Annotated in this window: 16 protein-coding genes and 8 pseudogenes; 13 read left to right on the top strand and 11 right to left on the bottom strand. The window is 51.7% G+C overall.

Going from position 1 to position 23,117, the window contains the following annotated elements; translation table 11 throughout:
* Window positions 1–7: 7 nt before the first annotated feature.
* The 4 genes from J5069_RS23485 to J5069_RS23470 are packed head-to-tail and all read left to right on the top strand — an operon-like array spanning window position 8 to window position 4,717.
* Window positions 8–2,704: a VirB3 family type IV secretion system protein gene (locus J5069_RS23485; protein ID WP_264646090.1), complete on the top strand. Its 2,697-nt coding sequence runs from the start codon at window positions 8–10 to the stop codon at window positions 2,702–2,704.
* A gap of 22 nt (window positions 2,705–2,726) precedes the next feature.
* Complete coding sequence (locus tag J5069_RS23480) at window positions 2,727–3,443, top strand: type IV secretion system protein (RefSeq protein ID WP_264646089.1); 717 nt, start codon at window positions 2,727–2,729, stop codon at window positions 3,441–3,443.
* Window positions 3,444–3,453: 10 nt separating this feature from the next.
* The gene (locus J5069_RS23475) at window positions 3,454–3,681 is read left to right on the top strand and encodes an EexN family lipoprotein (protein ID WP_264646088.1); all 228 of its coding nucleotides are present in this window, start codon (window positions 3,454–3,456) and stop codon (window positions 3,679–3,681) included.
* Window positions 3,682–3,688: 7 nt separating this feature from the next.
* Window positions 3,689–4,717, top strand: coding sequence for a type IV secretion system protein (locus J5069_RS23470; RefSeq protein ID WP_264646087.1), 1,029 nt, complete (start codon window positions 3,689–3,691; stop codon window positions 4,715–4,717).
* Between the two features lie 19 nt (window positions 4,718–4,736).
* On the opposite strand, the gene J5069_RS23465 is transcribed toward J5069_RS23470, so the two are convergent.
* Window positions 4,737–4,859, bottom strand: a complete 123-nt coding sequence (locus J5069_RS23465) for a hypothetical protein (protein WP_264646096.1) — start codon at window positions 4,857–4,859, stop codon at window positions 4,737–4,739.
* A gap of 73 nt (window positions 4,860–4,932) precedes the next feature.
* Here J5069_RS23465 and J5069_RS23460 point away from each other — a divergent pair, with 73 nt between their 5' ends.
* The 7 genes from J5069_RS23460 to mobC all read left to right on the top strand — a co-directional run bounded on the left by J5069_RS23460 (window position 4,933) and on the right by mobC (window position 12,532).
* Entirely contained in the window at window positions 4,933–5,616 is a 684-nt protein-coding gene (locus J5069_RS23460; protein ID WP_264646086.1) for a virB8 family protein, read from the top strand.
* The gene (virB9, locus tag J5069_RS23455) at window positions 5,613–6,491 is read left to right on the top strand and encodes a P-type conjugative transfer protein VirB9 (RefSeq protein WP_264646085.1); all 879 of its coding nucleotides are present in this window, start codon (window positions 5,613–5,615) and stop codon (window positions 6,489–6,491) included. The genes J5069_RS23460 and virB9 overlap by 4 nt, the downstream gene beginning before the upstream one ends.
* Entirely contained in the window at window positions 6,488–7,714 is a 1,227-nt protein-coding gene (gene virB10, locus J5069_RS23450) for a VirB10/TraB/TrbI family type IV secretion system protein (RefSeq protein WP_264646084.1), read from the top strand. The genes virB9 and virB10 overlap by 4 nt, the downstream gene beginning before the upstream one ends.
* Window positions 7,704–8,735, top strand: a complete 1,032-nt coding sequence (gene virB11, locus J5069_RS23445) for a P-type DNA transfer ATPase VirB11 (protein ID WP_264646083.1) — start codon at window positions 7,704–7,706, stop codon at window positions 8,733–8,735. Before virB10 ends, virB11 begins: the two co-directional genes overlap by 11 nt.
* A gap of 13 nt (window positions 8,736–8,748) precedes the next feature.
* Window positions 8,749–9,051, top strand: coding sequence for a TrbM/KikA/MpfK family conjugal transfer protein (locus J5069_RS23440; protein ID WP_264646082.1), 303 nt, complete (start codon window positions 8,749–8,751; stop codon window positions 9,049–9,051).
* Between the two features lie 929 nt (window positions 9,052–9,980).
* Window positions 9,981–11,786 carry a type IV secretory system conjugative DNA transfer family protein gene (locus J5069_RS23435; protein WP_264646081.1) on the top strand — a complete coding sequence of 602 codons (1,806 nt, stop codon included), beginning with the start codon at window positions 9,981–9,983 and terminating at the stop codon, window positions 11,784–11,786.
* Entirely contained in the window at window positions 11,786–12,532 is a 747-nt protein-coding gene (gene mobC, locus J5069_RS23430) for a MobC family replication-relaxation protein (protein WP_264646080.1), read from the top strand. Before J5069_RS23435 ends, mobC begins: the two co-directional genes overlap by 1 nt.
* A gap of 287 nt (window positions 12,533–12,819) precedes the next feature.
* Here mobC and J5069_RS23425 read toward each other — a convergent pair.
* From J5069_RS23425 to J5069_RS23415, 3 genes and pseudogenes are all read right to left on the bottom strand, one after another.
* A pseudogene (locus tag J5069_RS23425) lies at window positions 12,820–12,990 on the bottom strand (zincin-like metallopeptidase domain-containing protein); the annotation flags it as partial.
* A gap of 74 nt (window positions 12,991–13,064) precedes the next feature.
* Window positions 13,065–14,924 (bottom strand): reverse transcriptase domain-containing protein, encoded by a 1,860-nt coding sequence (locus J5069_RS23420; RefSeq protein ID WP_264646079.1) that lies wholly within the window; start codon window positions 14,922–14,924, stop codon window positions 13,065–13,067.
* A 640-nt stretch (window positions 14,925–15,564) separates the two neighbouring features.
* Window positions 15,565–16,339, bottom strand: a pseudogene (locus J5069_RS23415) (ArdC family protein); the annotation flags it as partial.
* A gap of 411 nt (window positions 16,340–16,750) precedes the next feature.
* On the opposite strand from J5069_RS23415, the pseudogene J5069_RS23410 reads away from it, so the two are divergent.
* A pseudogene (locus J5069_RS23410) lies at window positions 16,751–17,861 on the top strand (IS3 family transposase).
* Window positions 17,862–17,878: 17 nt separating this feature from the next.
* Here the strand turns inward: J5069_RS23410 and J5069_RS23405 are convergent.
* From J5069_RS23405 to J5069_RS23380, 7 genes and pseudogenes are all read right to left on the bottom strand, one after another.
* Window positions 17,879–18,007, bottom strand: a pseudogene (locus J5069_RS23405) (helix-turn-helix domain-containing protein); the annotation flags it as partial.
* Window positions 18,008–18,222: 215 nt separating this feature from the next.
* Window positions 18,223–18,621 (bottom strand): hypothetical protein, encoded by a 399-nt coding sequence (locus J5069_RS23400; protein ID WP_264646078.1) that lies wholly within the window; start codon window positions 18,619–18,621, stop codon window positions 18,223–18,225.
* A gap of 197 nt (window positions 18,622–18,818) precedes the next feature.
* Window positions 18,819–19,307: pseudogene (locus J5069_RS23395) on the bottom strand (IS3 family transposase); the annotation flags it as partial.
* A gap of 68 nt (window positions 19,308–19,375) precedes the next feature.
* A pseudogene (ltrA, locus tag J5069_RS23390) lies at window positions 19,376–20,874 on the bottom strand (group II intron reverse transcriptase/maturase).
* 606 nt (window positions 20,875–21,480) lie between these two features.
* Complete coding sequence (locus J5069_RS24330; protein WP_413542277.1) at window positions 21,481–21,819, bottom strand: IS3 family transposase; 339 nt, start codon at window positions 21,817–21,819, stop codon at window positions 21,481–21,483.
* A gap of 107 nt (window positions 21,820–21,926) precedes the next feature.
* The gene (locus J5069_RS23385; RefSeq protein ID WP_264628332.1) at window positions 21,927–22,244 is read right to left on the bottom strand and encodes a transposase; all 318 of its coding nucleotides are present in this window, start codon (window positions 22,242–22,244) and stop codon (window positions 21,927–21,929) included.
* A 74-nt stretch (window positions 22,245–22,318) separates the two neighbouring features.
* Window positions 22,319–22,804: pseudogene (locus tag J5069_RS23380) on the bottom strand (winged helix-turn-helix domain-containing protein); the annotation flags it as partial.
* Window positions 22,805–22,898: 94 nt separating this feature from the next.
* Between J5069_RS23380 and J5069_RS23375 the strand changes: the two are divergent.
* A pseudogene (locus J5069_RS23375) lies at window positions 22,899–23,117 on the top strand (hypothetical protein); the annotation flags it as partial.

Raw genomic sequence — 23,117 nt, 5'->3', positions numbered from 1 at the left:
AAAACCAATGACCACGCTGAATAAAGCGCTTACCCGCCCCGCCACCATCATGGGTATTCCGCTGGTGCCCTTCGTCATCGTCAGCGGCTTCATCCTTCTGTTGTCGGTCTATATAAGCTATTCCCTCGCGCTGTTACTGCTCCCGGTCTGGGTAGAAATGAAAGTGAAAGCCAGAGCCGACGTACATTATTTCGGGCTGTTGTGGCTGGCGTTTAAAACCCGGGGGCGGTTTGCCACCAATAAACGGTTTGGCGTCAATGCCCTTCTGGCCGGGCAATACGATGCCGTCGATATCTCGGAGTTTATGCAAACGATGAAATTAAACCAATGCATCACGCTGGATAACTACCTGCCCTATTCTACTCACGTTCATCCTCAAGTTATCAGGAACCGTTGCGGTGATTTTGTTGCCACCTGGGAAGTGGATGGAACCCTTTTCGAGGGTGAAAATGAGCATCACCTGACGTTAATGGCAACTCACCTTAATAACGTCATTCGCGCGTATGAAGGGTTGCCGGTGACGTTCTACGTGCACCGTATCCGGGAAAAATACCACGATGCCTTTGCCGCAAACTCGGGTATCCCGTTCTCAGACGAGGTGACCGAACGTTATTACCAGCCGGGTAAAGACAAACCGTTGTGGCGACATCGCCTGTTTTTTACCCTCTGCTATGCGCCCCGCTCCGAACTTGATGAGGCCTTAAACGTGATGCTGGAATACCGGGAAAATCTCTCGAGCGCGTTATCACGCTATCAGGCACAACCGCTGGGTTTATTCGAAGAAAAGCGCCGGGTGTATTCCTCACAGCTGTCATTTTATCACCGCCTGCTCAGCGGAAAATGGCAGCGCGTGGCAGTCACCCGCACCCCGTTTTACGACCTGCTTGGCACATCAGACCTGTTCTTCAGTACCGACACCGCCGAATGCCGCACCCTGTGGGGATCGCGTTTCTTTCGCGCTCTGGAAATCAAGGATTATTCACCGGAAACCGCGACCGGATTGCTGGATGCGCTGCTGTATGCCGAAAGCGAATACGTTCTGACGCAGTCCTTCACCTGCATGGCGCGCGATGAAGCACAACAGCATATCCGGCTGGCAGAAAAGCGGCTGAATGCCACCGACGATGATGCGCTTTCGCAGCGTGAAGAACTGATTGTGTTGCGTGATTTACTCCAGTCCGGACATGTGTCGTGCGGCAAATACCACTTTTCTCTGCTGGTATCGGCCGACAATGCCGACCAGGTGGTGAAGGATAGCAACACGCTGGCCCAGCCCTTTGCCGATCTCGGCATCATGACTACTCTGTCTACGCTGTCGCTGCCTGCCGCGTATCTGGCACAGTTGCCGGGTGTGTATACCCTGCGCCCCCGGCTGGTGGTGATCAGCAGCCAGAACTATGCGGACATGGCAAGCCTGCATAACTTTCATCCGCACAAGCGGGACGGCAACCCGTGGGGCGAAGCCATCGCTATTCTGACATCACCCGGTGGCGGCGGTTACTGCCTCAACCTGCATGACAGTCAGGTCGGACGCGATGACTTCAACGAAAAAACGCCGGGCAATACCGCCATTATCGGTAAAACCGGATCGGGCAAGACCCTGCTGATGACCGTGTTGCAGCAGTTGATGCAGAAATACCGTAACCCGGCCACGTTTGCCGGATCGGCCACCATCAAACGACTGACCACCGTGTATTTTGATAAAGATCGGGCAGCGGAGATGGCGATCCGCCAGATGGGCGGCCATTACTTCCGTATCCGCTCGGGTGTTGCGACCGGTTTTAACCCGTTTTCACTGGCCCCCACTCGGCGCAACATCGGCTTTATCAAGCATCTGGTGCGCATGCTGTGTCGTCGCAACGGCGCACCGTTAGATCCGCGCGACGAACAGCGGATCAGCACCGCCGTGGAAACCATCATGCTGGACTACCCGCAGGCATACCGCCGCTTTGGTATCACGCGACTGCTGGAAGTGCTGCCCGAAGCGCCGACCAGAGAGGCCAGAACCAACGGGTTGCGTATCCGCCTGAAACCCTGGGCGCAGGGCGGTGAATTCGGCTGGGTGTTTGACAACGAGCAGGACAGCTTTGACATCGGTGACAGCGATAATATGGGCATCGACGGCACCGAGTTTCTGGATGATGACGACATTCGCGGGCCCGTCACCTGTTACCTGTTGTACCGCGTGACCGGCCTGCTGGACGGTCGCCGACTGGTGATGTTTATGGATGAATTCTGGAAGTGGCTGGCCGACGTCGAGTTTTCTGACTTCTCGCTCAACATGCTCAAGGTGATCCGCAAGCTGAACGGCATCTTTATCGCAGCCACCCAGTCACCGGATGAAATCGTCAGGCACCCGATTGCCCCGGCCATCATTGAACAGTGCAGCACACAACTCTTTCTCGCCAACCCGAAAGCCAGCCGTACCGATTACGTAGAGAAACTCAAAGTCCCGGAAAGCGTTTACGACATCGTGAGAAACCTTGATCCCGGTGAGCATTACATGGTGGTAGTGAAAACACCGTTACACACTGGGGAGACCCGCCCCTTTATCGCACTGGCAAAAATGGACCTGTCCGGCCTCGGCAGACTCACCAAACTGCTGAGCGGGACGGAAGACAACCTGAAGCTCTTTGACACGCTCTATCAGCCAGGAATGCCGCCCGGTGAGTGGAAAGAAAAATTCCTCGCGTTAGCCATCTGACACCACCACAGAGGTGATCACTATGCCTGTCCGACACGCCATGCTGGCGCTATCGCTGCTTATTGCCCTACCGGCCATCGGCGGCGGCATCCCGGTATTCGATACCATACAGAACGCCGAATCCATCAGACAGTGGACTCAGGAATTAAAGCAATGGGAGGAGACCGTCACCCACTATAAAAGCCAGCTTGATGCCTATCAAAAGCAATTAGCCACCGCAACCGGCATTCGCGATATTCAGGGTTTTCTCAGCGAGACCCGAAACCTTAAAACCGATATTGATGCGTTACGTAAAAACGGGATTTCACTCGATGCGTTACTGACTCATCCGGACGGGGAATATTCCTCGGCGCTGAATAAGCTGTACGACAAATACCAGGCTTTTAATGTATGCAACCCGGCCAGCGCATCTGACTACTATCAGGCCATCTGTCGGCAAATCGTCCTCAATCAGGCGCTGGCGATTGAGCATACCCGTGACGTTGAAACACGCATCGGCAACGCGCTCAACGATATAGCCCTGTTATCCAAGCGCATCACCGATGCCAAAGACGCAAAAGAATCACAGGATCTGGCCAATGCCATAGCAGCCAGAAGTGTGCAATTAAACGTACTGACTCACCAATGGGAGATGACCATCAAACAAGCCGAGCAACGCGCCACATTGCTGGAACAGCAACGGCGACAGGCATTCGACAAGCAACAAGCCACGGCCCCCATTCCTGACTTTAATCACTGAGAGGTCAACCATGAAACCCCCTTTTCTCTTTTATCCAACCCTGCTCGCTACGTTATTACTGGCAGGGTGTGATTCTCCCAAATCAATAGCGTGGTACAAGGCGCACCCGAATGAATTAACCGTCCGATATAAAGAATGTGAATATTCCGGTAACGATTCTCAGGATTGCCGCAACGTGCGTGAAGCACGGTTTCAACTCAGCCAGGAGAACGCCCCGGTTCCCAACGTCAACCAATGAGGTCCCCATGTCAGCAGGTCTCTTTGTCGGAATGGACAAGGCCATCACTGACGGGTTACATGCCGTACTGCAGGGGCAAACCGCCGTGTACGGCAATATGATCCGAGTTATCGCCGTCAGTTCATTCACCTTGTTTATCACTTATCGTGGCTACCAGACGCTCGCCGGAAAACTTCAGACCCCGGTTGAAGATATCGCCTGGGATATCGGACGCATGGCGTTAATCATGACGTTCGTGTTAAATCTCGGCGGCTGGCTGGATATTTCCCTGCTCGCCATTGATGGATTGCGGGAAGGCGTCAGCGGCAATGACAACGTCTGGGCATTACTGGATACGGTGTGGGAAAAGACCCAGGCTATCGCACAACAGCTCTATCAACGGGATGAGTCAACCTACCTGAAGTTGAATGGCAGTCTGGCTGAAGGTCTGGTGTGGGGCGGTGCGCTCATCACCTTATTGCTGGGCACCACCGTTAACCTGCTCGCTGAAATCACTCTTCTGTTGATGACCACCACTGCCCCGCTGTTTATTTTCTGCCTGCTGTATGGGTTTCTGATCCCGATGTTTAATAACTGGCTGAAAATTATCTTCACCGCCATTCTTACCGTGATGTTTTCCGCCTTGTCGATACGTATTGTGATTAATTACCTCAACGGGGTATTCGATGAGGCGACGCATTTCGCCGACAACGCCAATATCATCACGCTGGGCGCGCAATGCGCTATTGCCGGAGCCATTGCGGGCATCATCATTTTCTTTTCAGCCAAAATCGCCAGTGCATTAGCTGGCGTCGCCGTTCACGCAACATTACAGGGTGCAGCAATGGCGGGCATCGGCGGCGGAATAAGAAAATCCGCTGAGGCCGCCAAACCCACCCTCAAAGCGGGTGCATCCGCAGCCAGACGGGTAGCAAAAGGCAGTATTACAGCGGGTAAAGCTATTGCCGGCAGTACCGGCAACGCAATCTCCGCCTGGCAAAAACGCGCCGCGTCCATCGAAAGTATGAAACACCTCAACCTGCAACGTCACCGCTAAGCATTCCTCCCCTATTCCCTCATCGTGCAATCACCACGCCGACCGGCGCGGTGGGGTCACGTTCATCATCGAAGGAGTTGCCATGAAAGCCAGCCTGTTTCTCCTGCTGCTGTGCGCGCTTATCGGCTGCGCACGGCATCACGACGAGCTCCCGCCGGTCTCCGGCGACCGGGAGCCCGTCAATTCCCCGGCCATCATTCATGAGGTCACCGCGCATGTTTGAAACCGAAAAAATCATTGCCTCGTCCCGCCGCTTTGAAAGCGTCATGCTGGAAAAAGAGGCCCGTGAAAAAAAGCTCGCCTGGCGTCTGGCAGCGACAGGTGCCCTTCTCACCGCGCTGGCGCTCATTGCCATCATTCTGCTGCTGCCGCTGAAAACCACCAACGTTGAATTATGGTCGGTGGATAAGCAAACCGAGCGTTATGAATATATGACGCGCATTAAAGAGCGGGACATTGCCACCCAGGACGCCCTTGCTCATGCCTTCGCAGCGCAGTACGTCACATTGCGCGAAGGGTATAACTATTTTTCACTTCAGCGCGATTACGACGAGGTGCAGTTATTTAACAGCGACAGCGTGAACCGGGATTATCTGGACCAATTTAATGGCGTGCAGGCACCGGATATTCTGTTTAATAAAGCGGAATACCGGGTGGATATAGAGATTATTTCCAATGTCCATGCCCCTGCCACCCAGCCGGATCATCTCGCTACCTTACGCGTCAAACGCACCCTCAGACACATTGCCGATAACGCGGTCAAAACCGATTTCTGGAATATCCGCCTGACCTACCGCTATCTGCCACACAAGGTGCTGACCGACAGCCAACGCGAGATAAACCCGCTCGGGTTTATCGTCACCAGTTACCAACGCGATAAAGAGTTGAGGAAAGAATGATGCTGAAAATTCTCCTGCCCCTCGGCCTTCTTTTCATGTCCTGCGTCTGGGCCGCCTCGGTGCCCCAGAGCAGCAGATACGATCGCCGGATACAAAACGTCACCTACAACAGCCAGAATGCCACCGAAGTGAACACCCGCCCCGGCTATCTCACCACGCTGCTGTTTGATGATGATGAACAGGTTATCGACGCACAAACCGGCTTTGCCAAAGGATGGACGGTCACCAAAAATGGCAACCGGGTAGACGTCAGCCCCACGCCCATCAGCCAGCCGGTCACCGATACCCCGGGCAACAGCGTCAATCAGGTGTTTCTGCCGACCGGCAAGGACTGGAACACCAATCTGATTGTGGTGACCAGCAAACGCGTTTACAGCATGGTGCTAAGGGTATTGGATCAGGATACGCCCACGCTGGCGTTCGTTATCCGCTATCACTACCCGGATAATGCTCTGCAAACGGCGGCCAGTACAACGCAGCAAAAAACAGAGCAGGAAGAAAAACAGCGTATCGCGGCCGCATTCAGCCAGTCGGGTACAGCGCGCAACTGGGATTACACCAAACGGGTTGCCGCACACGCCGCCTTTATTACGCCCGACTTTGCCTATGATGATGGCCGTTTTACCTATCTCGGCTTTTCACCGTCCAAAACCCTGCCTGCGCCTTTTCTGGTGGTTAACGGTCAGGAGCAGGTGGTCACGCCCGTGGTGATGCAGCAGGGCCGCTACACCGTGCTGACGCTACGCGCCCTTTCGCCGCAACTGGTGTTGCGCTACGGGCACGCCGTGGTCGGCATTGAAAACAGCGCCTTTGGCAAAACACCGTTGATCAGGGGTGACACCGTGTCGCCAGACGTCGAGTTGGAGGCCAAATGACAGACACGCCATCGACCGAAACAGAGAAAACAACCGCAGAGCGGGAAGCGGAAGCCCGCACACGCCTGCGTGCGGAGAGGACCCCACATACGCAGGCGCAGCGGCATGATCCCAACCAGCCTGAAGTGGCGCGTTTTCGTAAAACCTCCGGGCATCGCACACTGATTGTCATCCTGCTGAGTCTGGCCTTATCGATAGCACTGTCGCTGGGTGGTAGTCGCTTTTTTGGTACGCTGAAAACAGGAGGAAAGAATGAGGCAGGAAGCGCGTCACCCTCAGGCGTTACGCCAGCGCCTGTGCGCCGCAATCTGGGTATGGACAGCGACCCTTTCGGGCTGTCCGGGCAACAGACACCGCCTTCCGTCACAGCGCCTGCCAGCCCACCTGCCGCCACGTTGCCCCCTGAACCGCCAACGTTAAATAAGGCGGCGGCGCTGGCCGACAGCACCGGTACAACCACAGCCGCCTCAGAGCGCAGTTCGAGCGTCCCCTCTGCGACATTGGTTAAGGGCAAAGAAGAGCAGCCATACAGCAGTGAACAGAACGCGTCGCCTTCAGACAGTCCCCATGACCGCCCGGCATTAGCCCCCATTACCCATGTCAGGCGGCTGGGGCTCGATCCCGATCTGTATATCCCGGTTGACCGCTATATCCCCTGCTCGATGATGCGGCGTTTTGTTTCCGAGGTGGGCGGCAGGATCTCCTGCCTGATCGGTGAGGATGTCTACAGCGCCAGCAACCACGTCAGGCTGATCCCGGCAGGCACCCTGGCGCGGGGAGTCTATCACACCGGCGCATTGCAGCACGGGCGCAGCCGGATGTTTGTTATCTGGACTGAATTGCGCACGCCGGAGCCCGGCAGCCTGCAAATACCGCTGACCGATACCGAGGTCACCGGCCAACTGGGCGAAGCCGGTATCACGGGCCGGATCGACAGCCATTTCTGGCAACGGTTTGGCAATGCGCTGATGCTGAGCACGGTGCAGGATGTGGCCGCCGCAGCGGCAGGCGCAGCGCCGGGCAAAGACCGCCATACCGACTACACCGAAAACACCCGTGCCGCCACGGCTGAAATGGCAAAAATCACGCTGGAGAACAGCATCAACATCCCTCCGACGCTCTACCTGAATCAGGGGGACATCATCGGCATCATGACCGGGGCGGATATTGATTTTTCTTCCATCTATCAGCTACGGCTGAAAGCGAGGGGATATGGGCACTGAAAACCTGTCGCTGGATTTCATGAAACAGCAGTTGTTCGGTGAACTACTGCCGATTGAAGGACTAACTGAAATCGCCATTAACCGACCGGGCGAGATCCACACCAAAATACACGGGGCATGGAAAAGGCACGCTGCCGCCGTCACCCTGCGCCAGTGTTATGCCTTTGCCAACGCGCTGGCTGCCTGGCACGAGGACAATATTGATGATGTATCCCCTATCCTTTCTGCCACACTCGGATCCGGTGAGCGCGTTCAGGTAATTATTCCTCCGGCGTGCGAGCGCGATACCGTTTCCATTACGCTGCGCAAACCCGCCTTTGAACAAAAAGCCCATCAGCTGTACATCGATAACGGGTTTTATCACCGGGTAACCAATAAGCAGCAGACGGAAAGTCGCGATGATGCACTGACGCAATACTATCAGCGGGGCGATATTCCCCGTTTTATGGAAAAGGCGGTGGAATACGGCAAGACCCTTTTTATTGTCGGTGAAACCGGTTCAGGTAAAACCACCTACATGAAAATGCTGCTGCACTATATTCCGCTGCACCTCAGGCTGATCACCCTCGAAGACAACACGGAAATCAAATTTTATCGCCACAGCAATTATGTGCATCTGTTTTACCCGGCGGATGCCGGGGAGGAGGCGATTATTACCCCCGGCAGGCTGATACGTGCCAATTACCGCATGAATCCAGACCGGATCCTGCTGGCAGAAATACGCGGCAAGGAAGCCTGGGACGCATTAAAAATAATCGGCTCAGGCCATCAGGGACTGATGACCTCACTGCATGCCGGCAGCCCCAGAGAATGTATTGAAGGGATCATCGATCGCTGCTACGAAAACCCCGACTGCCACAACATCCCGTTTGATGTACTGCTGCGCAAGGTGCTTAACAGTGTCGATATTATCGTCAGCGTGAATATCGACGGTGATATTCGCCGCATGGGCGATATCTATTTCAAACCGCTGCACCTGAAAGAAATGAAGGACACCATCAACAACACGCACCCATCTTAATAAGGAAAACACTATGCAGAAACACACCCTATCCACGATTATTTTTTGCACGTCCACATTATTTACTTCATCGGCTTTCGCCGCTGATGCCTGTGAAACGGTGTTATGCCTGTACGGAAAAATAACCGGAAGCGATACCGGCAGTGAATGCCAAAACGCCGAACGGGACTTTTTTACTATCGTGAAAACCAACCGCTGGGGCTTTCTGCCCGCTGCCACCGCCGGGGCGCGCCAGGCCTATTTAGCGGAATGTGCATCTGCAGATCCTGCCATTATCCGCCAGATAATCACGCAATTTGGCCGCCTGCGGGGTTAACCAGGAGAAATAACCATCATGACTAAACCCGGCTAAGCAGCCAGACGTGGATTTACTCTGGATAAAAACAGCGTTAAAGAGAGTCGCCAGTGTTATCAGGACACGCTCGTAGCGATCCGCTATAACGAAGAGTAAGCATGAGCATAAAAATAACGGCCCCCCGACAAAACCCCCGCTGAAAATATCACCCAGAACCCCGACCTGTTTTTAGCAACGGATGGCGATAGCCCCCCCGGAGGGGCGGGGCAAATTACGCCGTAATTTGGGCAAGTCCGGCGCAGGGCATGGCGCTTTCAGGCTTTTTAATGCTTGCCCCGCGCAGGCATTAAAAAGTGGTGTGCGGTGAGTAAATTCAATTTCGCAGAAATTGCTAATTGGCGTCGCCGCACCCACCGGCGCGCATTCACCCCAGGTGAATCGCGCTGGCCGGGGGGAGCCGAATAAATTTTGCCGCCCCAGCGAGCAAAAAGACGCGCCCACGCGTCGGTTTATTTGGGGGGCGGCAGCCCCGCACACCGTCGCTGCCAAGTCTCCGGCCAACAGCCGGTAGCGTGGCGCGACCAACCCCTTTAAAGGTCCGCTTCCCGCTTATTTCACGTTGCAAGGAACGCGCAAGGGAAATAAAGGGCCAAAGCGACCGTCTTAAAGGGGTTGGTCGCGCGTAGCGCGCGACGGTGTGCCGCCTTTGACGTTGGGGGTTTTGGTGCGGCGTCCAGCCGCAACATTACACCCATGTGCCAGGCAATAAGGGCGTCCAGCCCGCATGTACTGGCGCACGCCGTTTCGTGCAGGGAAGCATGCTTTCCTGCACATGGCCGCACAGCGGCCACCTTCTTAACCCCAGACGTTCGCCCCGCCTTTTCGCCCAACACCGTGGGGCGAATGGCTGGGGCAATGCGTTGGGGCGAGTGGCTCACAAAGGAGGCTCCATGATTTTACATAAGCTGGCCATCTCACTCTCTCCGATAGTCAATGGCGCGTTGACCGTTATTGCTTTCACGCAAGCTTATCAACTGGTGCTGGCATTATTCTCGGGTCTGACCATGCCCTTTTTACTGACCTTCAGAAACGATGGTCGGCAACATATTGTGTTATGGAAAAAACTGATTATGGCGTTTTCCCTGTTATGTTTTCTCTCTGGCACCATGGCCCCGGTCGTTATCGAATTTTTTCAGTGGCTGTATAAGATCAGACTCACCAGTGATAATACCGTGCTGGCCTGGTCACTACGGATGGCTTTCACTGTCACCGGGATTGTTTTTCATATTATGCTGCGCCGGGTATTAACACCGGAACTGGACAGGATAAAAAAACGTCTCGTCAAAAAGACAACGCTTGAAAGAGCGCTGCGAACGGATATCCGCACGGTAAAGTCACTCCTGCCAGACACACTGCATTATGATCCTCTGGATTATATCAACCTGAACAAAGGCATCTTCATCGGCATAGATCGGGAGAAACGCCCCATGTATCTCCCGTTAAAAGACTGGCAAAAACAACATGCGGATATTATCGGAACCACCGGTGCCGGTAAGGGGGTAGCCACCGGAATATTACTTTATCAAAGTATTCTTGCCGGTGAAGGCGTATTTATTATGGACCCCAAAGATGATGAATGGGCACCGCATCTTTACCGCAAAGCCTGCGAGGATGCCGGTAAACCCTTTGTCCTGATTGACCTGCGAAAACAGCATTACCAGTTAAATCTCATTGAGGATATTACCGACGACGAACTGGAAGAGCTTTTTGTTGCGGGATTCAGTCTGGCGGAGAAAGGTCAGGAGTCCGACTTTTACCGTATCGATGACAGAAAGGCGGCACGGATGGCAGCGCAATTTATCCGCCACCATCCAGAGGCTACCCTCCGGGATATTTATAACGGTGATTATGTTCAGGGTATTGCGGAAAACATAAAAGCTTTTTACGGCAAGATAGAAGAGCAGGCATTACTCAATGCCATCAATGCGCCGGGAGGATATGCACTTAAACAGACCTTTGAGGAAGGCGGCTGTTGCTATGTCATCGGCTCGATGCGCAACAGCAAAATTATTACCGCACAACGCATGTTGCTGGTTCGCCTTTATCAGTTAGCCGAACGACGCGACAGGATAAACGCAGCGCCCCGCCCCATTGCTATTTTTCTCGATGAACTGAAATACCATTTATCAAAACCGGCACTGGAAGGATTGGGGGCGGCCCGGGATAAAGGCGTACATATCATCATGGCGCATCAATCCATCGCCGATCTGAAAGACTGTCCGGCAGATTTGAACGGTGAGGCAGTTATTAGCGCTGTCGTTGAAAACGCCAAATTCAAACTGGTTTATCGTGTTATGGATCCGGATACCGCTGAATGGGTAGCGAGAATGTCTGGCACCATATTAGTTGATGATGAAATCCGCAAGGCACAAACCAATGCGGTACTGACAGAGACGATCGACAGTGAACGTAGCATCAGGCAGGCGGAACGGTTTTTTATCGACAGTAATATGGTGCTGAACCTGCCCGACTTTGTCAGCTTCATCTTTACGACAAAAGCCCTTCCCACAGCCTCGTTGATTTCACCCATCAGGGTCAAGAAACGCACGCTGGAGATTTGTTCCCTTTCTCCTGATATTGCCACCCGCACAGCAACGGTAAAAGTCGCACTGGCTTTCAGTGATGAAGAAGAAAGCGCAGTCGCACCAGCATCCCATGAAACAGGATCATACTCACCCGATAATCAGGAGGATTAATGCTTATCTCATCACCGGGCGAACGCACAGCACTGAATAGCGGGAAGATAAAAAGATTACTGTGCTTTCTGAAAGAAGAAACCTACAGCGACTTCAAAATGCTGATGCTGCTTTTTGGTTTCAGAGATCACAAGTCGCTTTATACGCTGCTGGCAAAGGTCGTGGGGATGGGGTTAATCCAAAAACATGAGCTCAAATTACCTCACATAAAAACTTCATTATGGGGGATAACCAATGACGGACTGGCCCTCGTTTTAACCCCTGACGATGATATATTCCCGGCTCGCTTCGAGCCCTCAAAAATCACGGGCTGGACGCTGGCACATCACCTGGATAATCAGGCAGCCCAGCTAATTCTGGAGAAGAAAGGCGCTTCTGGCTGGATAAACGGTGACCGTTCAGGCTTTGTCAGACAATATCAGGTAAAACACCGTCCGGATGGGGTGATCACTCTCCCGGGCGGAAAAGTCATCGCCATCGAAACAGAAAGACACCTGAAAACCAAAGCGCGCTACCAGATGATTATCGCCAACCACCTACTGGCGCGGACCAATAAGCATTGGATATACGTTTTCTATATCGTGCCAGATCTACAGAAAAAACGCGCCCTTGAACTGCTGTTCGCTAATATAAAATACGTCATCGTGAATCATCAGCATATTCCTCTGGAGACACGCCATCGGAATGTTTTTCGTATTTATACCCTTGTTGAACTGCAACAGCTGGAGCTGAAGCAATACTCATAAACCGGGTAAGGTGTTACTCAATCTGACTGTCGGTTAAGAGCGAGGCGCTCACCGACAGAGTCAGGAACCCTCTCATTACCTATGTTATCAGGTCAATATGAAATGGACAGATTTTTATTACTCACAATTATCCTTCTGGGATTGATAATCAGCAAGGAAATAGCGGCTGCACCAGTAAACAGTGCATCGCTATTAAAGTCGGCTTGATTCTGATCGTTATTTCTCTATAACACTACCAATTAACGCTATAATTCCAAAGGCAGCATTCCTTTGCTGCCCCGTCCAATTCAGAGTCTATCCATCAAATATCGATGCGCCTTTGAGGCAGCGCTAGCGGCTTTAAAAATATAACGCTTGTTATCTTTCAGGGCCTTTAACCATGCGGCGATATAGCTTTCATGCTGAACCTCGCCGAGAATCCCCAGATCCGCCATAAGGAACGCGCTTCCAAGCTCAGCATTGGGTCGGGAGGATCATGTCTCAGAGAGAACATGCCTCTCCCGCCCACCGAACCGGACGTGATAGTTTCCCATCATCCGGCTCTCCATGTTTGCCTGTTCCCATTCCCGTTACGTGGTTTCAGTGTTCCTGCATGCAGAGACTTGTGGCATGTCAGGCACAAAACGATTCGCTTGCGCCGTCTTGCTGCCGCCACCTGCTTCCAGAGTGGTGTATCCTTCATATCCGCAAGCTTACGGCTGTGATGGATTTCACATGGAACGCCTGTTGCTCCGCAGTATTCACACTGTCGGGCTAAAAGCCTGTCCATAACATCAGAACGTCCGCTGGTAAACCAGGGAACTGCCAGTTTATCAACTTTGTTTCCGAGATTCGGAAGCTGGTTCAGGTGTTTCAGACTGAACACGGCAACAGCCCGTTCTTTACCATGTATACAAAAGCGAACCACGAGACCATTTCTTGTTTTAAGACGATGAGCCACCTGATTTACGGAAAGGCGTAATTTGAAGGCCAGCGTTTTGAGCAGGCTGGTTTCCCAGAGGAACCACAGCTTGCGTAGGCTGAACTTCGCACAGTAAGCCAGACGGTAATAATTGGCCAGCCCCCGCATTTCCGCGTTATAGGCTAAAACGATTTCCAGCAGGCTGCTGTCCACCAGATGACGCCGGTGTATCGCTTTCAGTCGACCGAGATCGCCATAGCCATTACGCTGATTAAACCGGACCAGCCTTTCAGGCGGAACAAGAAGATGGATCCGACCCGCCGGGTCCCTTGAACGAACTACGCGTCTGCCCAGTTTCGTTCTTCTGATCCGACTGTCGGTGATCGCTCTCACTGTATAACCAAGGAAAATCGTTCCATCCGTCGCCTTACTGATTTTGCTCTTTTCCTGAGACGCCTCCAGATGGAGAATTTCAGAAAGAAATGCTGTGACTTCGCGCATTATTTCCCGTGCTTCGTCTCTGGAACCGATAACGCCAATCAAGAAATCATCAGCATACCGGCAGAACATTAACCGTTTATAGCCCGGATCCATGCCGTCTTTTGATGGCATGACGGACCGTTCCTCTTCAAGACAACGGACCGAGGTGAGGATTACCTGAGCATCACCTTCACGGCCTTCACTCAGTAATTTCTCAGCCCTGCGTCTCCTCTGATATATACGCTGTGTAAGACGCTGGTATTGCGGGTTTTCCACACGGCGCTCACCCTTATTGAACTGTGATTTTTTCTGTATCAGAAACTGATCCAGCTCATGCAGGTAAATATTGGCAAGGATGGGTGAAACAACGCCGCCCTGTGGCGTTCCGCTATAGGTGGCGCTGAACTTCCAGTCCTCCATATAACCCGCTTTCAGCATATTGTTTATCAGCCTGAGGAACCGTTTATCCTCGATTTTCCTGGATAACAGTGCCAGCAGTACACGGTGATCAATGTTGTCAAAAAAGCTGACCACATCTATGTCGATCAACCACTTAACTCCAGTCCAGTGATGTTTAATATCCAGAAGTGCATCATGGCACGAACATCCCCGCCGGAAACCGTATGATTTTGGCGAAAACACCGGTTCATAGATGCGCTCAAGAATAATTTTCACCACTGACTGCACCAGTTTGTCACTCGCCGTTGGAATGCCCAGAGGGCGGGTCTTTCCATTGGCTTTGGGAATGAGTACCCGCCGCACAGGGGAGAACCTGTGGGTGCCGTTACTGACCTGATCGATAATTTTGGTTAAACGCTCCAGAGAGAAACCATCCAGCGTGTCGCTGGAGACTCCCCGGGTCGTCGCCCCACGGTTAGGTGCAATATCTTCATACGCCTGCAACCAGAGCTTCGGCGCAGTCATAATCCGTGACAATCCATTGATTCTCTTCCCCTGTTTCGACAGGACGGGAATTGATTCCAGTCGCCTTTGCAGAGTATCGGATAGCATCAGCACCCCCCCTCTGTAGGCAGACCCGAATCGCAAACACTGCTGCCCTTCACCTGATCAGCGGATACTCCCGGCCCGGTCACCCGGAACCTTTCGTTCCCGATCATCCACCCTGAGATGGCTGTCCTGAGCATTACCTCAGGCATTTGGCTACTATGGCAGCTCTGTCGCCATGTGGGTCGCAAAACTCGCGCCCATTTAGGCGATCCCGTAGTTACGCGAATATGGAGATACGATGCGGACAGGTGCCCCGTTCGTCCTTTTGATCCCCCTGACAGGGGGCAGACCGTGCTGGCTGGGCCGAAGATGTTTAGTCGCACCATCTTCTTCAGACCGGGCCTGATGGCATCCCGGTATCGGCACGGCACGACGTTGCAGCCACCGCTACGTCGTTGTTGAGGATAAAACTCTGAGGACTGAGGTTCAGGCAGTTTAGCTTTCACCATACGCATCTTGCGATGACCCGCCCGGCCTACGATGGCTTCGGCAGTTTGAGCCTTTTCCTGACATGCTATGGTTCCGTTCCCCTTTTGGGATTTCAACCAGTTCATCACCGGCACCGGTAAGTCAGGCTCGCATGGATTTTCCCAGCTATCCAGAATAATCATATCCACTCCAGTATTCGCGCCTCTACGGCGCACAATCAGTTCCTCAAACGCATAATCCTCACTGCCAAAGCGTCCTTTCATGTCACGGTTCAGACGGCTTTTGGCCCCCGTCCAGTGCACCAGTTCGTGCAGGCCAGTTGCGTAAAAACTAGCAGCATCCGCGAACAGACGGCGCTCTGGCAGCCAGATTTCATCGGTTGATGGCCGGTAAAACGCATTTTGGCCTTTCTCAGTAATGGTCGCGCCGGTGTGATGAAAAAGGGCTTCAACACGCGACAACGGCGCGAAGGTTTCAGCGGGCTGTGCTGGCGCAACGTCCTGGGACAAACAGTCAATCTGTTCAACGTTAAAAACAACGAACGTTTTTAACATGGGAAAATGCTCGATATCGCCCTCCTTATTTTCCTTCTCCACGGTGGTGTAAAAAATGCCCGTGGTGCCATGCTCACCTCTGCGCACCTGCCCGCCCACTGCCTGCGCCTGTTTGTAGGTCATCCAGCGCGGATCACTGAATCCCTGCTTTGAGGCACTGCACCACAGCAACATGATATTGATGCCGCTGTAAGCAATGCCGGTGGCAAAGTTAGCCGGTAAATCTGACATACCGGGCACTCGCTGCCAGGGACAGGTCCAGGGTTTTACGCCCGCTTCCAGGGCTGCAATGATGTTGTTGGTAACGGTCTGGCAGATATCCGTCTGGGTTTGAGACCATTTCGTGTTTGAGGGGCCTGACGGGTCCAGCGGGGATACGCTGGTCGCCGTTGCAGTGTTAGGGGCGCTGGTCCGGGTATGCAGGGAAGTTTTCATGGTTTTTTCTCCGTCGGTTGTGTGGTTTTCGTCTTCGTATCGCCTGACGGTTTGCTTTCCCGGCATCGTTCTGGCATGCAAGGGCGCAGCATGCGTGCACTTCACCCTTGCGTGACGGGTTGTGCTGGGAAACAATTAACCGGAAGCAGAGACGAACGAAAAACACACGGGAGAAAAAACCAACCCTGCCTACCCGGAGCTAGCGCCCCTTGGTCTGTAGCGGTGAAAAAGGGTATGGGGTATGGGGGTTTGGGGTTTGGGGTTTGGGGTTTGGGGTTTGGGGTTTGGGGTTTGGGGTTTGGGGTTTGGGGTTTGGGGTTTGGGGTTTGGGTGTAAGTATCCCGGTAAACCGAACCATTCACTTTTAGAGATCTTCCGACATACTGATTATGTCCCGTTGAGGAGATCGCTATGCGCAAAGCCCGATTTACAGAACACCAGATCATCGCCGTGTTAAAGTCCGTTGAAACCGGACGTACCGTCAAAGACGTCTGCCGAAAAGCGGGAATATCCGAGACATCGTACTACAACTGGAAATCCAAATATGGCGGTATGGAGTCCTCTGATATCAAACGGATGAAAGAGTTGGAAGAGGAAAATCGCCGATTAAAGCAAATGTACGCATCCCTGATGCTTATATCATGAAATTCTTAAGGATGTTGTTTCAAAAAAACTTTAACGGTGCCTGAGAAGCGTGAGCTGGTGCGTTATGTTATGACGGAACATCAGGCCAGCGAACGACGCAGGTGCCGGATTATCGGTATCAGTCGAAGTCTGTTGCATTATTGCCCGAACACAACACGGGATCTGCCTGTGGTCGAGGCACTACAAAAACTGGCGCACCAGTATCCGTGCCTATGGTTTTGGGCTTATGTTCAATAAGTTACGACAGGCAGGGTTACTGTGGAATGCAAAGCGGGTTTACCGGATCTATCGGTTGTTAAAACACAACTTTCGGCGCAAAGGGAAAAAACATTTACCTAACAGACATCCACAGCCGTTGGTTATACCGCATAAAATGAACCACTGTTGGTCTGTTGATTTTATGAGTGATGCCTTGAGCGACGGGCTGCGATTCAGGTTATTTAACGTCGTCGATGACTTTAATCGGGAAGCGTTGGCCATCGACGTTGATTTAAATATACCAGCTCATCGTGTTGTTCGCATTCTGGAACGATTAAGCGCAGAACGAGGCTACCCGGCTTTTATACGAAGTGATAATGGGCCAGAGCTCACCGCTGCAGCATTAGCCGAATGGGCAGAACGCCACGGTGTGAAACTCAATTTTATTCAGCCCGGAAAGCCGATGCAGAACGGATTTATCGAGCGATTTAACAAAACGCTACGAACAGAAATACTCGATATGTATCTGTTCAGAACCTTGTCTGAAGTGCGCGAACTCACAGAGGACTAGCGCACAGAATATAACCAAGAACGCCCACATAGCTCACTGGGTGATATGCCGCCTGTTATCTATGCGCGGCAAAAACTGGCCGGAGATCCTCATTGGCGGTGGTACTAAAAACCGGAGAGACTACACCGATAACGGTAAAAGGTATCGCGAGAGACACCCATGATTTTACAGGCTTTAGAAGCATTGCTGAGTTCTTTAGCAAGATGGAGCGAACCTGTTTTGTGTTTGATGACAGGATTGTTAGTATGAATCATGAGAGTTACCTCGTGTTTTGTATAAGGATTCGGTACCCATATCAAAACCGATAAAACTCAACCGTTCAAGGTCATGAGTCAGATCAAGTCGCAACTATTACACATCATTATTTGAAAAATTAAGGATGTTTTTTTAATTAAATTAAAAAATAGGCGATCCGATTCAAATATTACATTATTGATAATAAGGGATCGCCCCTTTCTCTTGACCCGATTTAGGATGTAGGCCGCTCAAATAACGGCTTCCAAGGTTCTTTGCCAGCTTTGCTCTGAAACAGAATAGGTAAAGAGTTGTTTGGACAAGTTTCAGGCAATACCAATAATAATCCTTGATCATTAAATCCTAAAGGTTTTTTATAAATTTTTGTCCCTAATATCAAGCATAATGATTTAGCTCTGTGCATTTCATCCATATCATTCCAAAAACCATATCCATCTTTATGAAAAGCAGTGCTGGTATTTTCGAGCATTTCTGCGACATAAATTTTATTAATTTCTAAATGTCGCTTAAGAATCTCATTAACTTTTGCTTCACCTTCTTCAGTTCCGACGATAGCGATGACTAATAAGGGAATTTTTTGCTGTTGAAGATTAGTTCCAATGGAATTTAACAAAGATTAAATTCCATCTGAAAGGGTTTCACCACTTACTACAACATCGTCTACCAGTACTATAGCTTTAGGGACAGGAGTTTCTGTAGTTATAGATGAAATTCTTTTGATAAGCGAGTTCAATTCTACAATACAATTACTCGAAATTGAATTACTCTTAGCATACATACGAGCATACTGTGTGAATCGCTACGGGTAATCTAGACACTTTCGAGTCGTTGATAATACTGCTGTTCATATTCATTCGGCGACACCTGATTGCTCGAGCCATGTCGACGCCTGCTGTTATAAAACATTTCGATGTAATCAAAAATATCGCTTCGGGCTTCCTCCCGCGTTCCGTAGATCCTTTTCTTTATCCGCTCACGCTTGAGAAGCTTGAAAAAACTTTCGGCAACGGCGTTATCATGACAGTTGCCGCGTCTACTCATGCTACCTTCCAGACCATGTGACTTCAGGAATGACTGCCACTCGTGGCTAGTATATTGACTGCCTTGGTCTGAATGTATCAACACCTGTTTTTGCGGATTACGCCTCCACAGCGCCATTAGCAATGCGTTCAGCACGATGTCCTTCGTCATTCTGGCCTGCATCGACCAGCCAATGATTTTACGGGAAAACAGATCGACCACTACCGCAAGATATAACCAACCTTCATGTGTTTTAAGTAGAGTAAGAGACAGGGCGTAGTCGGACTATTTCCCTGCCTCTCCTCTCCGAACCGGACGTACACCTTTCAGCGCATCCGGCTCTCCGTTTAAACGCTGGCGAACGCCATTGCCACTTCCGGATACCGTGATGTATAGGTGTTTCTGGCTTCTGTCCTCAGGTAAGGGTTTCCTTCGGGCAGACGCCAGCGGAACAGCTTCTTACCTTGCCCTACCAACCGGTAAAGTACTTCACCGTTGAGCTTCCCGTGGTTGGTTTTACCAAATAATACCCACGTTTTACTCTGACCCGGTTTCGGTGGTTTACACCACCACCTCATCAGGTATGCGATACCTTTACGGTATTTTCGGGCCAGCCAGTGAGCCAGCTTCCAGAACACCACACGATCGACAGAACTAAACACTTTGGCCTTAAAATCAACGAACTGATAGAACGCGGCCCAGCCTTTCAGTTTCCGGTTGAGTATCTCAACCATATCGATTTTGCTTTCACTGTAATTGCCTGATAACAGAGACGTCAGCGACGCGGCGAAGTTTCTGGCTTTCTCCTTCGGGATCGTCGATACCACCCGCATATCACCATAAAGGCTGCGTTTGCGGATAATTCTATGACCCAGAAAGATAAAACCGTCATTAACATGGGTGATTCTGGTCTTGTCCATGTTCAGCCTGAGTTTCAGGCTGCCTTCAAGTACGTTTCGGCACTCTTCCCTGATGGTTTCCGCCTGTGCTTTGGTGCCTTTGACAATAAGCACAAAGTCATCGGCATAACGGCAGTACGCCACGGCAGGTTTCCATTACCAGTTTTCTCTGACTGCAGTACTTCGGCCCCGCTGGATACTGCTATTCCAGTACCAGCGATCCTTGCGGGCTTTTTCGCTCAGGTAGCGTTTATGCAGATACTGGTCGAACTCATTCAGCATGATATTCGACAGCAGCGGCGATATTACGCCTCCCTGTGGCACGCCTTCACTGGCCGACCTACATCAACATGCCCGGCCTTAATGGTTTTCCACAGCAGGCTCATAAAGCGTGCGTCACTGATCCTGCGGCGCACGGCTTTCATCAGCAGTCGATGATGCACAGTGTCGAAGTAGCTGGACAGGTCACCCTCAATCACCCAGCGGCCCCGCGTTTCGCCGCAGTCGGTAAGTTGTAATTTCACCGTGCGGATCGCATACTGGACGCTGCGTTCAGGCCGGAAACCATATGAGAATGTATGAAAATCACTCTCCCAGATCGGCTCCATGACCATCAGCATAGCCCGCTGAACAATACGATCTCGCAAGGCAGGGATACCCAGCGGTCGCTGTTTGCCGTTGCTTTTAGGGATGTAGACCCGTCTGGCTGGCAGGGGCTGGTAGTGACCTGAGAGGAGTTCATCCCTGAGCTTTTGCAGCTCAGCAGCCAGACTGGTCTGTAGCGTTGCTTTGTTCACACCATCAACGCCGGGGGTATGTGCCCCCCTTGATGAGAGCGTGATCCGCGCCGCTTCAGTCAGCCATTCTGGTTGTGTTATCAGACGTAGCAGACGCTCAATCCGTCGGGACGGATCGGTTGCTGTCCATGTGGCAAGCTTGCGTTGCATTTCGCTGATTATCAAAGGTCTTCACCTCGTTAGGTCAGTTAATTCACGTCGCAAACACATTTAAACTGCTCCCCTTCGCCATGTAATGGGCTTTCCCCATCGCAGACTACTACGGAAGCTCCGCCAGCCAGTGCGTCATCGGAGCCATGCCCCCTTAACATTCGTCGCTGACCTTCCCCGGTTCACCTGCCTGGACTCAGACGTATTGAGGAGGCTGCCCGTCGCACTCTTTGTCCTTGCTTGCCGCAAGTTGGCAGAAGTCAGCAATGCGAGTGTGATAGACGCTGCTGTTCCAGTGTTTCGAATATATTTCAAAACACCTTCGACTGCCAGTGCTTACGTATCACTGCCAGTTCCTTCTGCACGGCTTGTCAGATCACGTAGGCCGTGGTGACATTTTCAACCCACAGAGGTGGATTAACGGGTTCATGTTCTTCAGCCTTTCAGTACTCAACCTTGAGGATCATCTCGGCTTAGTGATCTCGCCTCAATCCCCGTTGTCAGCGGGTTACGTCACGCTGCGGGCATGCCGCAGGTCACTGCCGCTCAGGTTCTCCACCGTCACACCCGGTGGGATTGTTGGGTTTCTGATGGCGAGTTACCGGTTCAATATTCCAGACAGACTCGTGGTTCATTTGAGCATCCATGCTCGCCCTGAACTCCGGGCACACTATAACTTATGTCACCACACCAGACCTGGTTCGGTGAGGCCGGCATGAACCGTCTTTTCAGCAGGTTCGGCGAAGCGAGGGACGTTTCCCTACTTCCTAGATATCGGTATTTTCCTGGCTGTCGGCTGAGTAAACCACATTCCTGCATCAATTTTCTTGCCAGCCAGCGCCCTACAGCATGACCATTCCGACGCATAAGTAAACTTAGTGTTCTGCTGCCGGCAGAGCCACGGCTTATCTGATGTAGCTCGCGCGCCAGCGCCCGTAGTTGCAAGGGTTTAACATCAACCTGTTGATGCCGTGAGGCGTAATAAACACTACGCGTTATATTCAGCAAACGGCACAGTTCCGTTACCGACCATTTCGTGTTTAGCCGTGTGATTAACGCGCAGATTTGACGGGGATTTCGCTCATCAACACGGCCGCCTGCTTTAAAATTTCTTTCTCCATGTCAAGGCGTCGAACCTGTTTTTCCAGTTCCTGAATCCGACATTGATCCGGTGTCAACGCCACACCAGCAGGAGTGATGCCTTGAATTTCAGCTTCATACTGACGTATCCACTTGCGAAGTTGGCTGGGGTCCAGGTCCAGCGATTGGGCAACATCAACAGCACGCTGTTGGTATTTAATCACCTGCTCGATAGCTTTCAGCTTGAACTCGGGAGAAAAACGACGTTTGGTTCGCTTACGTTGAGTCATTGCTCGATCACCTCAATTTTCTGTTGTTACATTAACAGGCTATTGAGGTGTCCGGAATCAGTGAACCACTACAGTTCATTACCGGCGCTTTCTTTTAAACTTTCATAATATTCAATGAACTGCTTCTGCTTTTCTTCACTGAATTTATGAGGAATGCCTGCGGGTTTCTTGTAAGTGAAACCATGGCGGTACAGCCATTTGTTCATGCCGGGAACGCTGAAACGGATGCGCCAGCAATGAGCAACATAAGCCACGATTTCATGGGTATGATGGAACAAATACTGAGATAAGTGTTGGATTAACTTATCGGTTTGGTCAGCGTTGAGCAAGCTGTCAGAGCCGCCGTTTTCAGGTTTGAGCTTCCGGTCATTAAGATAATCACTGATATGGCGGTTGATAGTGCTCTCATGCAGGCGAAGAGCCTGAGCACTCATGGGAGAAAGCCATCCTTCAGATGCCAGAAGGATGGCTTTGATGCGATCGCAAACCCGCTTGTCACGACTGGTATCATGGAGGCGCTCAAGTTCAGTCTTTTGATCAACAGTGATAAAAATTTTCATGTGCGAGAGCATGGATCTCCTTGCTACGTAAAATCAAGCACCTTCAATGATCACGGCTATAAACAATAAATTACCTCTTTTTCATGGTTTTTACATGATTGACCGTCACCCCCCCTTACCGATCGCGCCGAAAGGTACTGGCGGTCTGCTCTGTGCCGAATTGACAGCGGCCTCACTCGAAGGGCAATCTCCGGCTCAGGCATCCCGCCATGCCGGTCATCAGGTGGAACGCTCTGTATTGAAAACCCAGTTGGCTGAAAGCAAAGAACTTTGTCTGGCAACGTTATTTAAACGGTCCCCTACTTACAACGCG

This window comes from Candidatus Symbiopectobacterium sp. NZEC127, assembly GCF_025962675.1.
Taxonomy (GTDB): Bacteria; Pseudomonadota; Gammaproteobacteria; order Enterobacterales; family Enterobacteriaceae; genus Symbiopectobacterium.
Note: the sequence above shows the minus strand (reverse complement) of the source record. Positions and strands in the feature narration are given on the sequence as shown.

Coding starts and splice junctions, on each gene's coding strand:
- J5069_RS23485 (WP_264646090.1), top strand. CDS start 8: ATGACCACGCTGAATAAAGCGCTTACCCGCCCCGCCACCATCATGGGT.
- J5069_RS23480 (WP_264646089.1), top strand. CDS start 2,727: ATGCCTGTCCGACACGCCATGCTGGCGCTATCGCTGCTTATTGCCCTA.
- J5069_RS23475 (WP_264646088.1), top strand. CDS start 3,454: ATGAAACCCCCTTTTCTCTTTTATCCAACCCTGCTCGCTACGTTATTA.
- J5069_RS23470 (WP_264646087.1), top strand. CDS start 3,689: ATGTCAGCAGGTCTCTTTGTCGGAATGGACAAGGCCATCACTGACGGG.
- J5069_RS23460 (WP_264646086.1), top strand. CDS start 4,933: ATGTTTGAAACCGAAAAAATCATTGCCTCGTCCCGCCGCTTTGAAAGC.
- virB9 (WP_264646085.1), top strand. CDS start 5,613: ATGATGCTGAAAATTCTCCTGCCCCTCGGCCTTCTTTTCATGTCCTGC.
- virB10 (WP_264646084.1), top strand. CDS start 6,488: ATGACAGACACGCCATCGACCGAAACAGAGAAAACAACCGCAGAGCGG.
- virB11 (WP_264646083.1), top strand. CDS start 7,704: ATGGGCACTGAAAACCTGTCGCTGGATTTCATGAAACAGCAGTTGTTC.
- J5069_RS23440 (WP_264646082.1), top strand. CDS start 8,749: ATGCAGAAACACACCCTATCCACGATTATTTTTTGCACGTCCACATTA.
- J5069_RS23435 (WP_264646081.1), top strand. CDS start 9,981: ATGATTTTACATAAGCTGGCCATCTCACTCTCTCCGATAGTCAATGGC.
- mobC (WP_264646080.1), top strand. CDS start 11,786: ATGCTTATCTCATCACCGGGCGAACGCACAGCACTGAATAGCGGGAAG.
- J5069_RS23420 (WP_264646079.1), bottom strand. CDS start 14,924: ATGCTATCCGATACTCTGCAAAGGCGACTGGAATCAATTCCCGTCCTG.
- J5069_RS23385 (WP_264628332.1), bottom strand. CDS start 22,244: ATGACTCAACGTAAGCGAACCAAACGTCGTTTTTCTCCCGAGTTCAAG.